The sequence below is a fragment of the Segatella copri genome (assembly GCF_019127135.1).
GTDB lineage: Bacteria > Bacteroidota > Bacteroidia > Bacteroidales > Bacteroidaceae > Prevotella.
Genome location: NZ_JAHOEA010000027.1, coordinates 32,650 through 53,524 on the forward strand (window position 1 = coordinate 32,650; position 20,875 = coordinate 53,524).

A 20,875-nucleotide genomic window follows, 5' to 3' on the forward strand; every position below is an offset into this window, starting at 1 on the left:
ACTCTTTTATGAAAAAAGGCGCATCATTTTTACATAATGCGCCTTTTGTTTACCTATTATAATATATGCCTACCTGATGATTACTTCATCTTTCTTCACTTCATATTCCAGACCAGGAACCAGGTTCTTCAGGACAGACATGGCTCCCGAGAGGGTCTCGCCACGGTTGAAATGAACTGTAACCTTCGTGTTCTGGTGAATCTTTGAACGGAAGATGAATTTCACTCCGTATGCATTACCCAGAATCTTACCAGCTTCTGCCAGCGTTACATCGTTCAGGTCAATCTCCTTGTTGCGCCAGCTTGTACCATCTTCTTCGGCCGAAACCTTGCGGAGGTTTACAGCCTTGGTCTTTACATTATATACTAACTGGTCGTTAGGCTTCATGTTGTAGACCTTGTTTTCCTGACCTATGATGCGGAGTTCAATCTTGCCGGTTTTGAGTGTGGCAGATACTTCATCTGTATTTGAATAAGATGAAACCGTAAAAGAGGTGCCCAAGTCGGTAATCTCGAAATGAGGAGTGCTGACGTGGAACGGCTGTGCATCATCATGCCTGATGTCGAAGAATGCCTCTCCCGACAGGAAAACCTTGCGTTCTTCTGCTCCCTTGAAAGAGGAAGGATAGAGGAGTACGGAACTCTGGCTGAGTCTTACTTTCGTTCCGTCTGCCAAGGCGATGACTTTGCTCTCTTCGTTGATGGTATGCTCCTGGAGCATGGTTGCCAGTTTTGCATCCTTGAGTTGGTTGTTCATCTGGACGTAGAGCTTGCCGAATACAATCAGCATCAGCAGCGGTACGAAGACGGCAGCCAGTTTGGCAAAGTTGAAGATTCGAAGCGATTTTTTCTTTTTTATTTCTCTTGTTTCTTCTGTTTCGAAGAGGCGGTTGTATGCAGCAGAAATTTCTTCTTCTTCCATATAGGCTGAATCAGCCTTGTCCCATAATTCTCTAAATGCCTCGTTCGCCTCTTTATCGTCTTGTGTATTGGAAATCCTATCTAATACCCTTTCTTTTATTTCATCCGGCACATTGTGCCCGCTATAATAATCTATGATATCCCTTATCTTTGTTGCCATAATAAAAACTTCATTTATTTTTAAGACATGTTTCAATGGTGTTACACCCAATGGCAAGGTAACAAAATCATCAAATATAAGGCTTTTTTAATTTCTTTAAGAGCTAGGTTAAGATGATTTTCTACCGTTTTCTTCTGAATACCCAGGCGCTGGGCTATCTCTTCGTTCTTGAGATGCTGTTCGCGGCTCATGCGATAAATCTGCTGGCGTTGTTGCGGCATGCTTTCTACCACCATGTCGATGAGCAGTTGGGTATCCTTTGCCACCACATCGTCATGTGGCGAAGATTCGTTGGCGTATCTGTCTGGCAGACTGTCAATATCTATTGGGATGATGTGCTTGGAGGAAATATAGTTGATGACAGTATATTTTGCCAAAATAAAGAGGTAGGAATCGAAGTCCTGGATATCGGCAAACTTCTCGCGTTTGTTCCATACCTTTAAGAAGATGAGCTGGCTGACGTCATCAGCATCATCTTCGTTTTTCAAGAGCATGGCCACAAAACGGTGTACCTTAGGATAGAACCTGCGGAACATCGTTTCGTATGCTTTCTTGTCTCCTTTCGACATTAATAATATTGTTTCTTTTTCTATTTCCATTCTTGCGATTATGTATGTTTAATACGATAATAGCTGCAAAATTAAACAAAATATCTGAAATTGCAAGCTTTTGCGGGCATTATTTCGGGAAAGGCACATAAAAATGTCCTTTTTATCCCTTTCTTCCGAAATCGGCTGGAATCTCGCCCCATTTCTTCGTCTCCCATTTTATAATAGGTATGTTGATGGGGTGGGTGCGGAGCCAGTTTTCGGCTCGGGCGATGACCTGGTAGAGCTGTTCGGTCTGGGGAGTGCGCTCCAGTTTGGTCTTGCATTGTTTCTTGCTTACCCATAGCTGGGCATTCACGCTGTCGCTATAAATTATCTTGTCGGTAATGCCCTTCTGCTGCATCAGGGCGAGGGCATGGACGATGGCGAGAAACTCACCGATGTTGTTGGTGCCGTGGATAGGACCATAGTGGAAAACCTGGGCACCGGTCTGAAGGTCGATGCATTGGTATTCCATCGGACCGGGATTGCCGGAACAGGCGGCATCCACAGCCCAAGCGTTGGCTCTTACCTCGTTGGGTAGAGGCAAAACGGTATCGTTTCTCCATGAAGGAGGATTTACGGGCATTTTATTCATCTTTTTTCTTTTTGGGGTTGGAAAACAAAAAGGATTGGCTAAAACTGAAATGAGCATGCACCTTGGAGTCGAGCTCCAGGGCCATGCTCATTATGTCAAATAGTCAATATTTTTTTATTTTTAAATTGTAGGTTATTATATCTTATGTATATATTACATTCTTTCTGGAACCTCGATGCCGAGCAGAGACATACCGTTCTTCAGAATCTTAGCCACGTTGGCTGCAAGAACCAGACGGGTAATCTTCTCAGCCTCGCTCTCTGCATTCAGGATGCTGTAGTCGTGATAGAACTGGTTGAACTCCTTGGTCAACTCATAGCAGTAGTTAGCGATACCGCCAGGGTTGTAGTTGTTGCCGGCATCAGCTACAGCTGTAGCAAAGTCGTTCATCTTCTGGATGAGGTCGATCTCCTTCTCGTTGATAGGAGCATCTGCACCCAACTCTGCAGGAATTTCGATGCCCTCGGCTGCTGCCTTGCGCATGATGCTGCGGATACGAGCGTAGGTATACTGGATGAAAGGACCTGTGTTGCCGTTGAAGTCGATACTCTCTTCTGGATTGAAGAGCATGTTCTTGCGGGCATCTACCTTGAGGATGAAGTACTTCAACGCTCCGAGACCCACGATGCGTGAAATCTCCTGGCGCTCTTCCTCGCTCATGTCCTTGAACTTGCCGAGCTCATCGCTTGTCTGGCGAGCGTCCTTGATCATCTCTGCCATCAGGTCATCAGCATCTACTACGGTTCCCTCGCGGCTCTTCATCTTACCGTTAGGCAACTCTACCATTCCGTAAGAGAAGTGAACCAAGTCCTTGCCCCACTTGAAACCGAGACGGTCGAGCAGGATAGAGAGCACCTGGAAGTGGTAGTTCTGCTCGTTACCTACTACGTAGATCATCTTGTCGATAGGGAAGTCCTTGAAGCGGAGATCGGCAGTACCGATGTCCTGAGTCATGTAAACAGAAGTACCGTCAGAACGGAGCAGGAGCTTCTGGTCGAGACCCTCGTTGGTGAGGTCAGCCCAAACAGAGTTGTCATCCTTGCGGAAGAAGAGACCCTTCTCCAATCCTTCTTCTACCTTTTTCTTACCCTCGAGGTAAGTATTTGACTCATAATATATCTTGTCGAAACTTACACCCATCATCTTGTAAGTCTCATCGAAGCCAGCGTAAACCCAGCTGTTCATCTTCTGCCAGAGAGCGCGAACCTCAGGGTCGTTGTTCTCCCACTTCACGAGCATTTCGTGAGCCTCCTTAATCAGCGGAGCCTCTACCTTAGCTTTCTCTGTGGCAGCTTCCTCGTCCATGCCATCCTTCATATACTGAGCCTTGAGTTCTGCGATTTCCTCACGATAGTGCTTGTCGAAGGCTACATAGTAGTCGCCGATGAGGTGGTCGCCCTTCTTGCCAGAAGTTTCAGGAGTTTCGCCATTGCCCCATTTGAGCCAGGCGAGCATAGACTTGCAGATGTGGATACCACGGTCGTTAACGATGTTTGTCTTGATTACCTTGTTGCCGTTAGCCTCCATAATCTGAGCCAGAGACCAGCCGAGGAGGTTGTTGCGGACGTGACCGAGGTGGAGAGGCTTGTTGGTGTTAGGAGAAGAGTACTCGATCATGACGAGCGGGCTGTTCTCTGTAACTGGCTTCTCGCCAAACTTAGGGTCAGCGTTGATGGTGTTCAAGAGTCCTACCCAAGCGGCAGGAGCGATAGAAAGGTTGAGGAAACCCTTTACCACGTTGAAGTCTGCGATAACATTAGCGCAGTTTTTCTTCAGGTATTCGCCGATTTCCTGTGCTGTATCCTCAGGTTTTTTCTTTGACATCTTGAGGAATGGGAATACGACGAGGGTAAGGTTACCTTCGAAATTACTCTTGGTCTTCTGCAGGGCTACCATCTTCTCTGGCACGTCCTGACCATAAAGCTCCTTCACCGCGGCGATGACAGAGCTGATGATTTCGTTTTCTATCTTCATTATTTAATATATCTTTTTTACCGGTAAAATTATCTTTCTAAACTGATTGAAGAGGGATTTGCAAGTTCCCTTTCCGTTTATGCGGCTGCAAATTTACAAATAATAATTGAATTGTGAAAGAAAAGTTAGCACATTCTTTTGTTTTTTGTCGCATTCTTTAGTTTTTTATTGCTTTTGCAACAGAAAAGAAGTCTTACAAGGCTTTTGAAGGAGGCTTTTTATAAGAGGATTCTAGGAAGAAAGGAAAGAGAAACGGAACTAAAAACGAAAAAAGTAGATAGAAAAAGCGAAAAAGGAGCAAAGACCATGAATAAGTCTCTACTCCTTTTCGTATCATTTGATAGTTGGATTTAACTTCATTTCTTGATGTTGGATTTTGCTTCCGTGAATTACCCCTCGAGGATAATAGCTGCCACGTCTTCGGGCGAATTCCATAGGATTCCGTCTTGCAACTCATCGTCGGTAAATCCGTTGAGTGCTTCCTGTGCTTCCTTTGGAGTAATGGCTGGAGTGCCGTCCTCGTTCTTAGTTTCGAGCAAAGCCTGCAAGATGGCTGCTCTGTATTCTTCGATTGTCATCATAATTTTTATCTCGTTTCGTTGTTTATTTTATGATGGCAAAGATACTGCATTTTTTTGGAAATACCAAACTTTTTTGTCTTTTTCTTACAAAACTCTGTCCAACAATTAGACGGCTGTGTCTAATTATTAGACAGCTTGCTTGATAAGGGCTTTTGTCTAAGTGCTTGATTATCAGGAGAAGTTCTATTTTGGCACGGCTCTTGTCCTAATCATACCAAAATGAAGAAGATTATGAAAAGAATAGGAATATTGATAGGGTGGCTGGTCTGGGCGGCTGGCGTCTCGGCACAGAGCTGGAGCCTTGACGACTGCATGAAATACGCCGTGGAGCACGCCACGGAGGTGAAGCGTGAGGTGGTAAACGCCCGCCAACGCAAGCAGGATTACCAGCATGCTGTGGCAGGATTCCTGCCAACTGTATCGGGAGGCGTGCAGGGACAGTATGCCTGGGGACGAAACATCGACCCGGAAACCAATACTTATAATAATGTAACGACATTCAACAACTACTATCAGCTTTATGCCGAACTGAATGTCTTCGATGGTTTCGCCACCATCAACGCCTTGAAGCAGGCTAAGCTGAGTCGGGATTATTCTGCCACGGCGATGCAGAAGATTCAGGACGATAGAGCCATCGACGTGATGCAGAAATATGTGGATGCTGCCTATGCTGAGGCAAGCATTCAGATAGCAAGCGAGAAACTGAACGAAAGCAAGCGGATGCTGGATAAGATGAAGCGCCTGTATGAACTGGGCGAGAAGGGGCGCCCGGATGTGGTGCAGATGGAATCGCAGGTGGCAGAAGATGAATACAATCTTACTCATCAGGAGAATGTGGCAAAACAGAGTCTGCTCGCCTTGAAATCCGCGATGAATTTTCCGGTGGATGAAGAACTGAAAATCCAGATAGTTGAAGAGCGGAATCTGAAGCTAAAGGCAGAAAATAAAGAGGTTTCAGCTTCTTATACAAATTCCGAAGCCATTTTCCAGGGCTTTCAGAATATCTCTCCCGATTTAAAGTCGGCAGAATACGAAGTGGAGCGGGCACGGTATGATTACAAGATAGCAAAAGGCAGATTGCTGCCATCACTCTCTCTCGGTGGCGGCATTTCTACCAACTATTATAAGAATCTCTCTCAGAAAGGGCAATACGATGGTTTTGCCTCGCAGTTTCGCAACAACCAGGGCGAATACCTCGCGTTGACCCTTTCCATACCTATTTATAATAGCGACCGATGGCACAGCGTGAAGAAGGCACGCAACGACTGGCAACTGGCGCAGGTGAATCTGGAGGAAACCCGTCGCAAGCTTCACGACCAGATAGCCCAGGCGGTAATGGATGCAGAGGGTTACGCCAAGGAGTTGCATCAGATGCAGAAGAAGGTTGCCTCTGATTCGCTCGCCTATCACATGTCGAGCCGGAAGTTTGAAGAAGGAATGCTTTCCACCTTCGATCTTCATACCGCAGCCCAGACGCTTCTGGAAAGCAGAATCAAGGAACTCCAGATGCAGATGCTGCTCATTATCAAACAGAGGCTGGTTGCTTATTATCAGGGAGAAAATTTAATTAAATAAACATGGAGAATGCAAGTGAATTCTTCACTTTTCGTTCTTCACTCTTCACTTAAATTATGGATATAAAGATAGAAAAGAAAAAATATCTCGTGCCTCGCAAGTACTGGGCATGGATTGGCGGAGGAGCGGTTTTGATCGCAGTCCTCATTTGGTTGGGATTGGGCAATTTCTCTTCCACCCTGAAGGTGGACAGGAAGGGATTGAGCATCGGAACCGTGGAGAAGGCGCAGTTCAACGATTATGTTTCGGTGGATGGCCAGGTGGTTCCTATCTCCGTGGTGCAGATCAGTTCCGAGGAAGGCGGTATCGTTCTGGAGAAAGTGGTGGATGAAGGCGCCCACGTGAACAAGGGCGATGTGATCGTGAAACTGAGCAATTCGAATCTCGATCTGGAGATTCTGAATGCCGAGAGCGAACTTGCCGAAAAGCAGGACATGCTTCGCAACACCCAGATTTCGATGGAGCAGGACCGTCTGAACAATAGCAACGAGGAACTTTCGCTTTCGCAGGATGTCATTACCAAGCGCCGTTCCTATCAGCATCAGGAGGCGTTGCACAAGGAAGAACTCAATTCGCGCGAGGAGTATCTCAAGGCAAAGGAAGATTACGACCTTGCCGTCAAGAAGCATGCGCTCATCAGCAAGCGATTGAAGAAGGATGCCCAGTTGCGCCGTTCGCAGATGGAGCAGATGGGCGATAATCTGGAAGCCATGCAGAAGAATGTGCAACTGGTTCGCCAGCGCAAGGAGAAGCTGAACATCCGCAGCACCATTTCGGGCGAAATCGGTTTGCTCGATGTGGAGTTGGGACAGAGCATTTCTGCCGGACAGAAGATAGGAGTCATCAACGACCTCAGCGATTTCAAGGTGCAGGCGCAGGTAGATGAGCATTACATCGACCGGGTAAAACCGGGACTTACTGCTACCTTCGACCAGAACGGCAAGCATTATCTCCTGCAGGTTCGCAAGGTTTATCCCGAGGTAAGAGATGGCAGATTCCGCATCGACTTCATTTTTAAGGGCGTTCGCCCTAGCAACATCCGAACCGGTCAGACTTATTATGTAGATTTGCAGCTCGGCCAGTCTAAGCAGGCAATAATCATCCCTAAGGGCACGTTTTATAGTGTAACGGGCGGTCAATGGATCTTTGTATTAGACAAGAGTGGCAAGAAGGCTTATCGCCGAAAGATAACCATCGGTCGCCAGAATCCTCAGTATTATGAGGTAATTGAGGGCTTGGAGCCGGGCGAGCAGGTTATCGTTAGCGGCTACGAGGCCTATAAGGATAATGATGTATTAGTTTTTAATTAGTAGTGATTAGTTAGTAATGATTAGTTAGTAGTGATTAGTGATAAATTGGGCTAACGCCCTTGAAACAGGATATTTGATATGAATTATATTATTAACGCATTCAAGAATCTGCCGCGAAGGGGCCAGCACAATTTCGTGAAGATTTTGTGTCTGGCGCTCGGATTGGCAATCAGTTCGGTAATTATTGCCGAGATTTATTTCGAGCAGACTTACGATACGTATTTCCCTAGTTGGGAAAGGACGTATCAGATTTCTGAAGTGGGCAGTATGCCAAGCTTCAATGGTAGTAAACCTTTTAGTTTTAACCAGACATCTGGAGCGATTGCCCCTGGTGTGAAGGATTATGCTCCAATGGTAGAAGCTGCTACAAGATTTGTTGATATGGATAAAGAACAATGCAAGTTGGAAAATCAAAACTGCATGGAGGCTAACGTTTTGATGGCAGACAGTTGTTTCTTTGATATTTTCCCGCAAAAGATATTGATGGGAAAGGCAAAGGAAACTTTATCTCGTCCGCTATATTGCATGATTGATTCCAAATTGGCAGAGCAAATAGGAGGAAATGTGGTAGGCAAGCATTTTACTATTCCTGAATATCCAGGCAAAACATTCACTATAGGTGGCATTTTCGAGAGCTTTCCTTGGGGCGCATCTCTACATAACAGACAAATTTTGGTATCTTTATGCAGTATAGGAGACCTTTGGGGCTATGATGGCAGAAATCAATGGGTGGGAAATGACAACTATTTCTCTTACATCCGTTTGGCAAAAGGACATGAGATAAGTGAACTTCGTCCTTACATCAAAAAAATGAAGAAAGACCATTTTACTGCAGAGGCGACTCAAACGCCAGGATTCACCCTTGACTATGAATTTACTATACTCAGCGAGGTGTTTACCCAGAATTCTTATATCAAGATGATGGGATGGATTTTAGGCATTATAGCTTTCGTGTTGCTCTTCACTTCCGTGATGAACTATCTGCTTATCATCGTAGGAAATCTCGTGACTCGCTCTCGTGAGATGGCTGTCCGAAAATGTTATGGTGCAGAACCAAAGAATATTCATGCCATCATCTTTTCCGAGGCTTTGGTGCATGTGGGGTTGGCGGTAATCCTTGCTGCTGTTCTCGTGTTTCTTTGCAAGGGAACCATCGAGAATTTCCTCTCTGCCCCTATAAGTACGTTGGTGTTCAATCGTGGCAGTTGGATATTGGTTTCCATCTGTTTATTGGTATTGTTGGTAGGTGGATTGGTTCCAGGTTGGCTCTACAATAAGATTCCCGTTGCCATTGCATTCCGAGGATATAATGAAAACCGTAACCGTTGGAAGTTAGCTCTTTTAGGTGTGCAGTTCGTTATTTCGGGCTTACTCTTTAGTTTGCTGTTTGTTGTCAATTGTCAGTATAGCTTGATGGTGAATATGGATCCTGGTTACGATTATGAAAATGTGGCTATCGTACATGTGGATGCTATCAATGGTGATCAACGCAGTCGATGTTTGTCCGAAATCAAGCGTATGCCGGGCGTGAAGGAGGTAGCATCTGCTTATTCTCTTCCGTTGGAAAGCTATGCAGTAAGTGGAAATAATGTGCAGTTGCCAGATGATAGAAAGTCGTTACAGCTTATCCATGATGCAGGGGGAGTAGATGACAACTATTTCAGGATGATGGGAATCGACTTTGTGCAAGGTTCGTTCTTTACAGAACGTAATGACAGTTCTCGCCAAGTGATTATTGATGAGGCTTTGGCTAAGAGATTAACTACACTCGGACATTGGAAAGATGGGGCTGTAGGAAAACGAATTTGGATTTCTTCACATTGTAATGAGGATGAAACGATGACGATTTGTGGTGTTGTCAAGAATATCAAATATGGAACAGTTACTTCTGAGGGCGCAGAGTTCAAGAATATATCATACGTATATTTCTATGCTCCTTGGACAGCTTCTTATATGCTTGTCAAGTTCAATAATCTGACGGAAGATGCCTTAACTGAGTTGAGGAATAAGGTGCAGTCAATGTATCCTCACAACAAGGTGACGGTACTCGACTATGAATCCGAGTTCAAGGCACAGTATGCTTCCCAGCTTAATTTCCGCAACGGAATCTTGGTTGCCGGCATCGTAACGATGATCATCGCCCTCTTCGGATTGGTGGGTTATACGAGTGATGAGGTGAACCGCCGCCGCAAGGAGATTGCGATAAGGAAGGTGAACGGAGCGAAGGTGAAGGATATTCTTCGCATCTTCCTGAAGGACATTATGAAGATTGCCTTGCCTTGCATCATCGTGGGCGATTTGGGGGCTTGGCTGATAGCCAGACAATGGCTGATGTCGTTTAGCGAGAAGATTATGATGACGCCTTTGTTGTTTATCGGCGTTACCATCATCTTGCTCGTCATCATCGGGCTTTCCGTCGTCATCAACTGCTACAAGGTGGCGAATAGTAATCCAGTGAAGTATCTCAAGGATGAATAAGTCTCCCACAGATTTTCACAGATGATACAGATTTAAGGGCGTATGCCCAAATTAAACATTAAACATTAGAAGAAATGATAAAAGTAGAGAATCTTTGCAAGTCTTTCCGCACAGAAGATGTGGAGACGATTGCTTTAAATAACGTATCTTTCACAGTAGAAGACGGCGAGTTTGTCGCCATTATGGGACCATCCGGTTGCGGCAAATCCACCTTGCTCAACATCCTCGGTTTGCTCGACAACCCAACTTCTGGAAAATATTTCCTGGGTAATCACGAGATGGCAAACCTGAAGGAAAAGGAGCGTACGGATGTGAGAAAGGGAGAAATCGGTTTTGTGTTCCAGAGCTTCAACCTGATAGATGAATTGAATGTAGAGGAGAACATCGAGCTTCCTCTTACCTACCTCAATATTCCGAAGGCGGAGCGCAAGGCAAAGGTGCAGGCGATTATGAAGCGAATGGCCATCAGCCATCGTGCCAAGCACTTCCCTCACCAGCTTTCGGGTGGTCAGCAACAGCGAGTAGCCATCGCCCGTGCCGTGGTCTTTGGTCCGAAGCTCATCCTTGCCGATGAGCCTACGGGTAACCTCGATTCCAAGAATGGAGCCGAGGTAATGCATCTGCTTACCGAGCTGAACCACGAGGGCACCACCATCGTCATGGTAACGCATAATGAGCATGATGCCAAGATAGCCCATCGCACTATCCGCCTGTTTGATGGACAGATTGTGGAGGCGGAGGGCAATCAGCTTTAGTGCTTATGTTATGGGATGATGATGCGGAAGGTGGTGATTCCCTGCGCCTTGTCCTGATGGAGCGAGAGGCTGCCGCCGCTTACTCGCATGATTTGGCGGGAGAGGGAGAGACCGATTCCGCTTCCTTCCGGCTTCGTGGTGAAGAACGGGATGAAAATGTGGGAGGCTACATCTTCGGGGATGAGACCGGCGTTGTTGCTCACGTCGATGATGATGGATTCCTGTGCGTTGGCATAGGCTTTGAGACGGATAAATGCCTTCTTGCTTGCCGCGGATTGCAAATCTGCGGAGCGGCATTCCTGCTTGTCTTCTCTTTCCTTTTCCCTGAAAGCTTCTACGGCATTCTTCAGAAGATTCGTTACCACGTGAGAGAGGAGGCTCTCATCGGCATAAACCAACAAATCCTTGGGAGAAACTTCTAGCTCTACTTCGTGGTTGCAGAGCAACGCCATTCTTTCCAGGAATGGTTCCACATAGAAGAGAGCAGACTGAGGCTGGGGAACATGGGTGAAACGGCGATAGTTGTTGACGAAAGCCAACAGCTCGGTTCCTGTTTTGTGGATGGTTTCCAAGCCTTGCTTCAAGTCTTTATCCTCTGTAACCCGGGTAAGCAGAGTCTCGCTCAACGAAGTAACCGGCGTGATGGTATTCATGATTTCATGGGTCAGCACACGAATCAGTTTGATCCAAGAATCCACCTCCTGGTTGCTCAGCTCGTGGCTCACGTCGCTCAGGGCGATGATGCGCACGTGCTTGTCTTTCAGCATGGCTTGCGTCTCATGCTTTGCCAGGTGTTCATCCTTCAGTTTTCCTTTTACCTGGTTCATGTGGGTAAGCACATCCGTATCGAGCAGCCGGAGGGCTGCCTGGTTGTGCTGCAGGATGTTGTCGTGGCTATCCACCACCAGGATGCCCGTATCCACCGCATTCAGAATCTGCTCGTAATATTTCTCCCGCTCCATCTGTTCCTCTCTCGTATGTTGCAGGAAGAGCTTGATTCGGTTGAGGGATTGATGCAGGATCTTATCTTCCTTAAACCTCTTCTCCGTAGGAAAATTGAAGGAGAAATCCCCATTATCTATCGCATCAAAAAGGAAGGTTACCTTCTTGATATTCCGGCGATAGTGGCGGTAGAGGCGAATGTAACCCACTACAGCCACGAGCAAAAGCACGATAATAATCACCTTATTAATATCCATACCTCAAAAACTATAGAATTCTTCACTCTTCACTTTTCGTTCTTCACTTAAATTCCGTATCGCTTAATCTTATTATAAAGCGTTTGGCGGGAAATGCCCAGTCTTGCTGCTACCACCGACAGGTTTCCCTCACATTCCCTGATGGTTTTCTCTATCATTCGGCTCTCCATCTCGTCGAGCGTCTGAACCTCTTCCAGGGGCTTCTCTCTTTTCTGCTGGTTTCCGCCGTCAATATCTTCGGCAGAAATCATTCCGCCATCAGATAGAATCACGGCTTTCTCGATGGCGTGCTGAAGTTCACGGATGTTTCCGTACCATGGCAAACTGGTAAGTTTTTTCTCAGCCTCTTCCGAAAGACGGAGATTCACCTTATTATATAAATCGCCATATTGACGGAGGAATCTTTCTGCCAGCGGAACGATGTCTGATTTTCTCTGTCTCAGGGCAGGCAATTCCAGATGGATGGTATTGATGCGATAGAGCAGATCCTCTCTGAATTCGCCATCGTTTACCATCTGCTGCAGGTTGCGGTTGGTGGCGCAAACCAGTCGTACGTTGATGGGAATCTGCGTACTTCCGCCCACTCTTACGATGCTTCTGCGTTGCAGGGCGGTAAGGAGTTTTGCCTGAAGACCGTAGGATAAGTTTCCTATCTCATCCAGGAAGATGGTACTGCCGTCGGCAAGCTCAAACTTGCCCGGTTTATCCACCTTGGCATCGGTAAAAGCACCCTTCACATGACCGAAGAGTTCGCTCTCGAAAAGGGTTTCCGTAATGGCTCCCATATCCACAGGCAGCATCTTTTTCCCACATCTTGTGGATAAACGATGTATCTCGTTGGCTAACACCTCTTTACCTGTTCCGTTTTCGCCCGTAATGAGGATGTTTGCATCGGTTGCAGCAACTTTTTCCACAATACTTCTCAAATTGTTCATAACTTCGCTATCTCCCCAATACATAGCACTTTGTGCATCTTTTCCACCAGGTTTTCCACCATTCCTGTTAATAACGTTATCCACAGCCCTGTTCTTATCCCTAGCCTCTACCAGCGTACGGATCATCTTCTCGTTTTCAAAAGGCTTCACGATGAAGTCAGCGGCACCTTCCTTGATGCCTGTTACGGCAAGTTGGATGTCGGCATAGGCGGTAAAGAGCACCACCTCGGTTTTCGGGCTGAGGCTCTTGATTTCCCTGAGCCAGTACAATCCCTCGTTTCCCGAATTGATTCCGCTGGAGAAGTTCATGTCGAGCAGCACCACGTCGGGATGCTCCTCTCTCAGCTTGGCTGGGATGGAGTTAGGGTTGGCGATGGTGATGATGCCATCGAATATGGGTTCCAGCAGCATCCTTACCGTAGTAAGAATGTTGCGGTTGTCATCAACAATCAATATCGTTCCTTGTTTCTTAATCATGGTGCAAAGTTACGAAATATCATAGAAAAGTGGTAATGATTGTCTAATAATTAGACGAAAAAATGCCGATAATGGCGCCAAAAGTGGCTTTTCCGGCAGCTTTTGGCATCCTTATCGGCACTTGTTTATTCAAAATTCTGATTCCTGATGAGGAATTGCTTATCCTAAAAGGGGAGTTACAGCTCTATCGGAACCACTATCTTTATGCTGAAGTTGCGGCCCATATTGTAAACGCCTCTTCTGCCTGTAACCTGGTTTACGTCAAGATACTTCAGACGGCTCAGGTGGTTCTGGTAAGCACGGTTGGTAAGGTTCTCGCCCGAAAGATAGAGCGAGAGAAGGCGCTTGCCATGAAGCTTCACATCGGTACCGGCATACATATTTAATAAGGTGTACGATGACGTAGCGGTCTCCGTCTCGTTGGCTGCAAAATAATGGTTCTGGCGGAGATTGCAATCCATCTGTAGCTTTACGAAGAGATGGTCGAAAGTCTTGCCGTCGCAGACAAACTCATACCTTACATCCGAAACCCAGCGAGGAGCTGGGGTGAATGGCAGATACTTTGATTCGGATGGCTGATGCAACTGAACCGAGTTGACATACGAGAAGGTGTTGCCGATATGCAGATGCTCCACAGGGTGGATGTCGATGCTCGCCTCACCACCCAGAATGCGGGCGTCGCCCGAAGTAAACTGATAGGCTGGCGTGTCGTCGATGAGGACAGGCTGATCGTTCTCATCTGCCAACTTCTCGCTATAGATGTAATGGTTGATGCGATTGGCAAACAGCGAGAGCTCTGCCGAAATGATAGGCGAAGAATAATCCAGACCAAGGTCGAATTGCCAGCTGTTTTCTGGCTTCAGACTGGTATTTCCCAATTCGTATCGCTGGGTTCCCTCGTGCACACCATTCGATGATAATTCGCTGATGTTTGGAGCACGGAATCCTCTTGCCAGGTTCAGCTTCAGATTGAAATCAGGCAGGATTTCATAAGCCAATCCGATGCTTCCGGTTACTCCTTCAAAGCTGCGCTTAAAGGACTGGAAGCGGAAAGAATCATTCGATTCTGCATCATCCTCTTCTCTCAAAGCCTCGCTGTGCAGATGGCGATGATCGTATCTGATGCCGCCGCTCAGGTTCAGTTTGCCTATCTCCTTGCTCACCGTGGCAAATACACCATAATCGAAGAGATGATAGGCTGGAATCAGAAATTCAGAACCTTTATTAACCGACTGCTGCCACATGCCGTTGATGCCCGTAGAGAACTTCCAGCCATTCATTTCCGGCGAGAGATAATGCAGGTCGTAATTCGTGGTATGGAGCATGAAATCGAGTCCGCATTCCTTTGGATTCTCTTCTTCCTCAAACTCCTGACGGCGGTTCTGCTGATAACCCAGGAGGAACTTCAGATTGCCATCGCCCAGGAACCAGGAATTATCAAGTATAGCCTTGTAATGATGAATCTGCTGATAAGGCATCGGTTTGCCGTAACTCTTGGCATCGTAGCCATCGGGAACTTCCAGTTCGCCCGTTTTCTCATCTCTTTCTCCCTCTACGATGCCCGGAGTGAGATGATAATAATCGAGTGTGAGATGCGAATGTCCCTGGCGGTAGTTCCAGCCTAGAAGCTGCGAGAATGCCTGCTCTCTGAGTGATGAACCGAATACATAACCATCGTATTTATTCTTGTAGGCATGCGCCATCTTTCCGCTGTAGCGGGTGTTCCATACAAATCCGCCCTGGTTGCCGGCAAAGTTGAGCGAATAATCAAAAAGTCCGTTGTTGGTTTGATAACCCGTTGAGAAATTTGCTCTCATGTCGCCCTTGGCAAGGGTAGGAGCGGAGTGGAAGATGAGGACGCCTGCCATCGCATCCGATCCATACATGAGACTTGCCGGACCTTTCAGAATCTCTACGGAATGAACCGAAGCGGGGGCGATTTCTATTCCGTGTTCATCGCCCCATTGCTGTCCTTCTTGTCTGATTCCGTCGTTTACCACTACCACGCGGTTATAGCCCAGGCCACGGATCACGGGCTTTGAAATTCCGCTTCCCGTGGTAATCTGCGAAACGCCTGGCTGGTGGGCGATGGCGTCGATGATGTTGGTAGAAGGTTGCATTTCGAGCTGGCGGGCAGAAACAAAGGAGATAGGTGCGGGCGATTGTTTCAACTTCTGGCTGCCCGTCAATCCTGTTACTACCACTTCGTTCAGTTTTACGCTCGATTCCGTCAGCGGCTGGTGTCTGGTAGAATCGTTTGCCTCTTCTTCATGAATGTTTGCTTCCTTCTTATCATGATTTGCTCTGTTTATAGCCATAGCAGGGGCTGTTGCCGATGAGCACAGACTCATCAGCAATATTGATTTCAATATTGTTCTCATTATGTTATTTGTTACCTTATTCTGTTAATATTCAATTATTTATAAAAACAGAGAATAAGGTGGAGCACGGGTAGATTTTACCCCCTTCGCCCTGCACAGGCAAGGAGAGCAGAAGGCACGGCGAGGGGAGAGATGGAGCACGGCGATGGCAACCCAAACCACGAGGGATGGAGCCAGATAAGGAGTGCTTTGCAATTGGCAAAGCACACAGTCGTGCATGGTATTCTGCAGGGCTGTCAGATGGCTGTCGTGATGAACATGATGGGCACAATCGGCACAATAGAAATCTGCATGAGTTCCCTGCGCTTCACCATGGTGGTGAAACGTAACGGCCAGCAGCATCGGCAGGTAAACCAATAGCAGCAGCCAGGAAATTCTGATTCTCTTATGCGTTATCCTCTGCATTTATCTATAGTCGATGATGATATTTCTAATAATTTGCTTGTCCATACAGAAATATTTTAAAGTATACTTTGCAAAAATACGAAAATATTTCTAACTATACTTCGAAATAATTCTAAAAGTTGCTTTATTTAAGGATTTTTTTGCTTTCCTTTGGGAATATGGATAAGCGCATCCACTTCCGCTTCTCCCGCAGGGCAAACTTGCAGGAAATCATCACGGCGCAGAACGAGATGCCTATTCCATCATAGTCGATTCCTACAATCGGCTGCAAACGTAGAAAGTTTCCTTCTAAAAAGGAAAGAAATCAGCAATTATTTCCTTTTGAAAAGGAAATTTATCTGTTTTTTATCTAATCCTTGTGGTTTCAGTTACATGCATAATCGAAGAGAGTATTTAAGTGGAAAAGCAAATGGATAGGTCTTGTCTTCTAGAGAAAAGGGGATTTTCCTGGAACTGGAACGCTTTCTTTTCTTCTAGAAGGCTTATTATCAGATAGTTAATAAAATTCTAGCGTTCCAGTTAACCTGCTGAATCTTCCAGATTCCAGTTCTTCCAATTAATTTTAAGAGGGTATGCATCTTTCGCTTGTCCTTTCTCTTTACTTCTTTATATTATATAACTTATTGATTATTAATTAATTATATATATAATATATATAAATATATATAAAAAGGAGGGTAGGAGGGATATGCAGAAAAAATAATTGGAAGATTTGGAATCTGGAAGATTTTCTAATCTGCTTTCTTCTAAAAGGTTTATTATCAAGTGGTTAACGCAATCATCAATCTTCCGTATAACTTGAAAAAGGGATATATCTTCCAAAAAGGAGCGTTTTTGAGGGCTATATCTGTTTCATTTTTCTAGCTTTTGTGCTTTCTTTTGGGATAACCATGCTCTCTTGTATGGCTGGGAATGAATCTGAAGCAATAAAGAAATCCGGGATTCGGGGTGAAACAAAACTGTTTCTTGGGGAAAATGGAAGTTATCTGGAACGGAATCCCCATTTTTTTGTGGATTTTTTCCCCACTCATTCCCCATTTTCCCCACTCTCTGTTTTTAACACGGAAATGATAAGTAGTTGATAATCAGGCGAAGTAGTCGGCTTGCTCATTTTCTGGCACGCATCTTGTGATAATGAATAGCGGGTTCGATAACGAATCCACAACGAAAGTAAATAACAATATTAGTAATAACAGTTTAAAAGATAAGATTATGAAGAAGTTCGTTTTTGCAGCTATCGCAGCTATGGTAATGGTTTCAGTAAGTAATGTTTTTGCTTCTAGCAAAATGATGGGTAATTCTGAAGTAGCTCCAGTTGATACAGTAGCTCCAGCCGATTCAACAGTAGAAGGCACAGCTATCAGTTCTCAGGCTAGCGTTGAGGATTCTGCCAAGCAGGAGTCTACAGAGCAGACTGTTGCGGACAAGGCTGTAGAGCAGCAGGCTGTTGCTGAATAGTCTTAAGAAGGTATTCATTTGCAAAGCGTTATAATAGAGAAAAGCGTATTAGAAGTTTCATCAAGGTAATAGGTTATATTTAGGTTTACATTGTAATTGCATTTCCTAGAAAAAGAAAGTGTAAAATTTAGGTTCGGTTTATAGAAAAGGAGTCTGCTGGCAGGGATGCTGGCAGACTTCTGCTTTTTTGTTCGGGATGAGCAGAGAGTCTCAGTCTCAGAGTCTCAGTTATAAATAAAGGGGGTACCATTCTTCCGATCTCTCTTTCTTTATCTTTATAACTTATTGATTATTAATTAATTATATATTATTATATATATAATATATAAGTATATAAGAAGAAGAGGGGGTGCTTGAAAAACAACTGAGATTCTGAGACTGAGACTATGGAAGCAAGTAAAAGGAAAAGAGGCGATAATCTAATTCCTTAGAAAGCAACGACTTATGAAGGTTTCGCAGTTTTTTATTTTCGGTCTCAGCCCTATAGATTATTCGAAAGATTTTACAAAAGCATTCTTTTTAGGTCTCCCAAACCCTCAAAATTGCTTTGTTTTTTGCTTTAAAGTAGATTTAGACCTTGCTGAAATACAAAATCATGTTCTCCTAAAAAATGCAAGTAAAAACGGGATAACTGAGACTATTGCCCGATTTAGAGCCGGAAAAACCGGAAAGTGAGTCTCAGCTGTCTGTTTTGAGTCATTTTCATCCTAAATATTTTCCCAGTTAGAGATTTTTATTTTCCTAACTGGAAATATTATTTTCTTCTCTTAGAAGGGTAATCGTCCCAGCACAAAATTGCCCTAAAAATGATGCTTGTCGTCTATAAACGATTGAATGCGTATTTGGATTACTGATGACATGCAAAAAGGCTGAACTTCGGGTTAGGAAGTTCAGCCTTTTGCTTATTTGTGATTTCAGGAAAATATAAAACTATTCTATCTGATACCATTATCTCTATCGCTATTGTTCAGCTTACGGCTGCCTGTATGGTATCTGCGGCCATGGCTGAAGTTGAAGCTGGCAGCAAAGACAAGCATGTTGCCCTGGTCAGCAAGGCGTACCTTGTTCTTCTGCTGCACATACTTGTTGAAAAGTTCATCCTTATACACGCAGCCATGAGGATAGAATACGAATAATCCGAGAACGCCAAACTGCCAGTTCTTATAACTGTAGGTTACGGCAAGATTGGAGGTCGGCTCTCCGCCGTTTGTCTTTTCTCCCCAAAAACTCTTTTCCACCTTATAGGCACCATAGCCAATGTTCCAATTGCCCGTCATGTACCGAATTTCTGCTCCATAACTGAAGTAATTGAACTCGTGGGAATAATCCAAACCCTTTGTCTTAACATTCTGATACTCGCACATAAGGTTCAAATCCAGATGATCCTTGATGAGGTGAACTTCAGGAGTCAACAGCAGGTGCTTGTAATCATGACTCTTCTGATTCTTAGGTTTGCTCACAAAGAGATAAGAGCCATCCTCCCGCTTTTCGGGTAAGATAGAAGTAGCTATAGGCTTGTCGTAATACGTCCAGTTTCCCTCCAGGTACACAGACATCAGCGGAATGTTCCAGGAAGCCGACAAGGTATTGTTGTAGCCGGTAAATGGCTTCAGACCGCTATTGCCGTCACGCGCCTCAAAGCTGTTGGAATATTGGCGCAACTCGCTCAAGTCGGAAAGGCTTGGGATGTCTGACGTGATTTTGCTGCTCCATTTAAAACTCAGACGGTCGCTAGCCTTTGCCTGTAAAGTTACCTGTGGTCGAAACAGCCATTTGCTGTATCCGTTCTCCCCCTGATGGATGGAAGACCTGGTTGCGCCAACTCCCACCTGATAACTGAACCACTTCTGCTGTCCCTGTAGCTGGGTGAAAAGATAGAGATTGCTGTACTTCAATTCCGTATCAGCATTACTGCTTCCCACATAGATGTTATCTGTGTGGCTGATATTATATTGTCCACCTACCGATAAAGCCATCTGTTTCCAGTTCTTGCTGTATGTTCCTTCACCAATAAGAGAGCGCTTTCTACCAGTTGCATCATAACTGTAATCGGTCAGCGGAGCGTTCTTTACAGATTCATCCGGCGATTTGTTGAACGTATATTCCCTCATACGATACTGGTAATCTGTGCCGATGTAAGTACCCACCAGGTTCAGAGCCAGGTTCTGGTCATGGGGCATGTTGAGCGAATAATAAATGTCCAGAGATGGAATCTGCTCCAGCATTTTTCTGTTGTTTTGCAGATATTGATTTGCCTTGCCGCTTTCCTGATAAAGCTGGTTCATGCCTCTCACAGGACTGTTGTGATTGTAGAAATTCAACCGTACATTCAATGTATATTTGTCTGGCTCACTAAGATTATAACCCAACTGTACATTATTGGTGGTGTATAGGAACGGAGAATCATAACCTAAATAATTGCGATGTAGAGTTTCTCCTGTGGGCAGATGATAAGTACCGAGACTCTCATAGCTTCGTTCCTCTACCGAGCGATAGGAGAAACTGTAGTTGATGCTGAATTCCGATTTCTTCACATTGTATTTGAAATAACCGTCGCTATTATTGAAACCTGCCTTGGTGCCTTGCATCGTAGAAACTCCACCCACATAACCGGCATAACGTCGGCGGACCTGGTAGTTGATGACTGCATCCAGATTGCTGTCTCCATATTTGAGTCCTGGAACATTGATGAATTCCACCTTTGTAACTTCATCCGGCTGCAAAGCCAATACATCTTGCATGCTAGCCTTGACATCGTTGATGCGTATTTGCACATCTCCGCCCTTTAATGACAGAACTTTGCGTTCTGCTCGATTTACGATAATGGTAGGCAAAGACAAGTTGTCCAACAGATCATAACCATTGGAAGCCGTTTTCACCTGCTCTTTTGTAGGGAAGATGATTTGTCTATCTACTTTTTCTACAACCTTTGCGGCTTCAACGGTCACACCTTTCAACAGGTATGAATTCGCCTGCATCCTCACATTTCCGATGCGGGCAATAGGTACCAGCTTGCAGATCGTCTTGTAGCCTACGAACGAAACCTTCATGAGGGCCTGTTTCTGCTGGCAGGGGATGACGA

Annotated in this window: 15 protein-coding genes; 5 read left to right on the forward strand and 10 right to left on the reverse strand. The window is 45.3% G+C overall.

From position 1 onward, the window contains the following. Window positions 1-69: 69 nt before the first annotated feature. The 5 genes from KSW37_RS08655 to KSW37_RS08675 form a co-directional block, all read right to left on the reverse strand. The gene (locus KSW37_RS08655; RefSeq protein ID WP_217314085.1) at window positions 70-1,080 is read right to left on the reverse strand and encodes a FecR family protein; all 1,011 of its coding nucleotides are present in this window, start codon (window positions 1,078-1,080) and stop codon (window positions 70-72) included. Window positions 1,081-1,121: 41 nt separating this feature from the next. Continuing rightward, window positions 1,122-1,679 (reverse strand): RNA polymerase sigma-70 factor, encoded by a 558-nt coding sequence (locus KSW37_RS08660; protein WP_217314086.1) that lies wholly within the window; start codon window positions 1,677-1,679, stop codon window positions 1,122-1,124. A gap of 112 nt (window positions 1,680-1,791) precedes the next feature. After that, window positions 1,792-2,265 (reverse strand): RNase H family protein, encoded by a 474-nt coding sequence (locus tag KSW37_RS08665; protein WP_117727337.1) that lies wholly within the window; start codon window positions 2,263-2,265, stop codon window positions 1,792-1,794. Window positions 2,266-2,418: 153 nt separating this feature from the next. Next, window positions 2,419-4,239, reverse strand: coding sequence for an arginine--tRNA ligase (gene argS / locus KSW37_RS08670; RefSeq protein ID WP_217314087.1), 1,821 nt, complete (start codon window positions 4,237-4,239; stop codon window positions 2,419-2,421). 389 nt (window positions 4,240-4,628) lie between these two features. Continuing rightward, entirely contained in the window at window positions 4,629-4,820 is a 192-nt protein-coding gene (locus KSW37_RS08675) for a hypothetical protein (protein WP_217314088.1), read from the reverse strand. Window positions 4,821-5,051: 231 nt separating this feature from the next. On the opposite strand from KSW37_RS08675, the gene KSW37_RS08680 reads away from it, so the two are divergent. From KSW37_RS08680 to KSW37_RS08695, 4 genes are all read left to right on the forward strand, one after another. After that, complete coding sequence (locus KSW37_RS08680; RefSeq protein WP_254368595.1) at window positions 5,052-6,395, forward strand: TolC family protein; 1,344 nt, start codon at window positions 5,052-5,054, stop codon at window positions 6,393-6,395. A gap of 56 nt (window positions 6,396-6,451) precedes the next feature. Beyond that, on the forward strand, window positions 6,452-7,705 hold the full coding sequence (locus KSW37_RS08685) for an efflux RND transporter periplasmic adaptor subunit (RefSeq protein ID WP_217314090.1): 1,254 nt from the start codon (window positions 6,452-6,454) through the stop codon (window positions 7,703-7,705). Between the two features lie 78 nt (window positions 7,706-7,783). Continuing rightward, on the forward strand, window positions 7,784-10,183 hold the full coding sequence (locus KSW37_RS08690; protein ID WP_217743441.1) for an ABC transporter permease: 2,400 nt from the start codon (window positions 7,784-7,786) through the stop codon (window positions 10,181-10,183). A 74-nt stretch (window positions 10,184-10,257) separates the two neighbouring features. Continuing rightward, complete coding sequence (locus tag KSW37_RS08695; protein ID WP_217743442.1) at window positions 10,258-10,938, forward strand: ABC transporter ATP-binding protein; 681 nt, start codon at window positions 10,258-10,260, stop codon at window positions 10,936-10,938. 8 nt (window positions 10,939-10,946) lie between these two features. Here the strand turns inward: KSW37_RS08695 and KSW37_RS08700 are convergent, their stop codons facing one another. The 4 genes from KSW37_RS08700 to KSW37_RS08715 form a co-directional block, all read right to left on the reverse strand. Beyond that, window positions 10,947-12,137 (reverse strand): sensor histidine kinase, encoded by a 1,191-nt coding sequence (locus tag KSW37_RS08700; protein WP_217314093.1) that lies wholly within the window; start codon window positions 12,135-12,137, stop codon window positions 10,947-10,949. A 47-nt stretch (window positions 12,138-12,184) separates the two neighbouring features. Further along, on the reverse strand, window positions 12,185-13,549 hold the full coding sequence (locus tag KSW37_RS08705; protein WP_217314094.1) for a sigma-54-dependent transcriptional regulator: 1,365 nt from the start codon (window positions 13,547-13,549) through the stop codon (window positions 12,185-12,187). A gap of 176 nt (window positions 13,550-13,725) precedes the next feature. Further along, entirely contained in the window at window positions 13,726-15,930 is a 2,205-nt protein-coding gene (locus KSW37_RS08710; RefSeq protein ID WP_217314095.1) for a TonB-dependent receptor, read from the reverse strand. 39 nt (window positions 15,931-15,969) lie between these two features. Then, complete coding sequence (locus tag KSW37_RS08715; protein ID WP_217314096.1) at window positions 15,970-16,335, reverse strand: hypothetical protein; 366 nt, start codon at window positions 16,333-16,335, stop codon at window positions 15,970-15,972. A 1,212-nt stretch (window positions 16,336-17,547) separates the two neighbouring features. Between KSW37_RS08715 and KSW37_RS08720 the strand changes: the two genes are divergently transcribed. Beyond that, window positions 17,548-17,793: a hypothetical protein gene (locus KSW37_RS08720; RefSeq protein WP_117727369.1), complete on the forward strand. Its 246-nt coding sequence runs from the start codon at window positions 17,548-17,550 to the stop codon at window positions 17,791-17,793. A gap of 935 nt (window positions 17,794-18,728) precedes the next feature. On the opposite strand, the gene KSW37_RS08725 is transcribed toward KSW37_RS08720, so the two are convergent. Further along, a partial coding sequence (locus KSW37_RS08725) for a TonB-dependent receptor (RefSeq protein WP_217314097.1) occupies window positions 18,729-20,875 on the reverse strand: 2,147 nt, incomplete at its 5' end.

Bases quoted from the DNA above. Each gene is read 5' to 3' on its own strand.
- KSW37_RS08655 (WP_217314085.1), bottom strand. From the start codon at position 1,080: ATGGCAACAAAGATAAGGGATATCATAGATTATTATAGCGGGCACAAT.
- KSW37_RS08660 (WP_217314086.1), bottom strand. From the start codon at position 1,679: ATGGAAATAGAAAAAGAAACAATATTATTAATGTCGAAAGGAGACAAG.
- KSW37_RS08665 (WP_117727337.1), bottom strand. From the start codon at position 2,265: ATGAATAAAATGCCCGTAAATCCTCCTTCATGGAGAAACGATACCGTT.
- argS (WP_217314087.1), bottom strand. From the start codon at position 4,239: ATGAAGATAGAAAACGAAATCATCAGCTCTGTCATCGCCGCGGTGAAG.
- KSW37_RS08675 (WP_217314088.1), bottom strand. From the start codon at position 4,820: ATGATGACAATCGAAGAATACAGAGCAGCCATCTTGCAGGCTTTGCTC.
- KSW37_RS08680 (WP_254368595.1), top strand. From the start codon at position 5,052: ATGAAAAGAATAGGAATATTGATAGGGTGGCTGGTCTGGGCGGCTGGC.
- KSW37_RS08685 (WP_217314090.1), top strand. From the start codon at position 6,452: ATGGATATAAAGATAGAAAAGAAAAAATATCTCGTGCCTCGCAAGTAC.
- KSW37_RS08690 (WP_217743441.1), top strand. From the start codon at position 7,784: ATGAATTATATTATTAACGCATTCAAGAATCTGCCGCGAAGGGGCCAG.
- KSW37_RS08695 (WP_217743442.1), top strand. From the start codon at position 10,258: ATGATAAAAGTAGAGAATCTTTGCAAGTCTTTCCGCACAGAAGATGTG.
- KSW37_RS08700 (WP_217314093.1), bottom strand. From the start codon at position 12,137: ATGGATATTAATAAGGTGATTATTATCGTGCTTTTGCTCGTGGCTGTA.
- KSW37_RS08705 (WP_217314094.1), bottom strand. From the start codon at position 13,549: ATGATTAAGAAACAAGGAACGATATTGATTGTTGATGACAACCGCAAC.
- KSW37_RS08710 (WP_217314095.1), bottom strand. From the start codon at position 15,930: ATGAGAACAATATTGAAATCAATATTGCTGATGAGTCTGTGCTCATCG.
- KSW37_RS08715 (WP_217314096.1), bottom strand. From the start codon at position 16,335: ATGCAGAGGATAACGCATAAGAGAATCAGAATTTCCTGGCTGCTGCTA.
- KSW37_RS08720 (WP_117727369.1), top strand. From the start codon at position 17,548: ATGAAGAAGTTCGTTTTTGCAGCTATCGCAGCTATGGTAATGGTTTCA.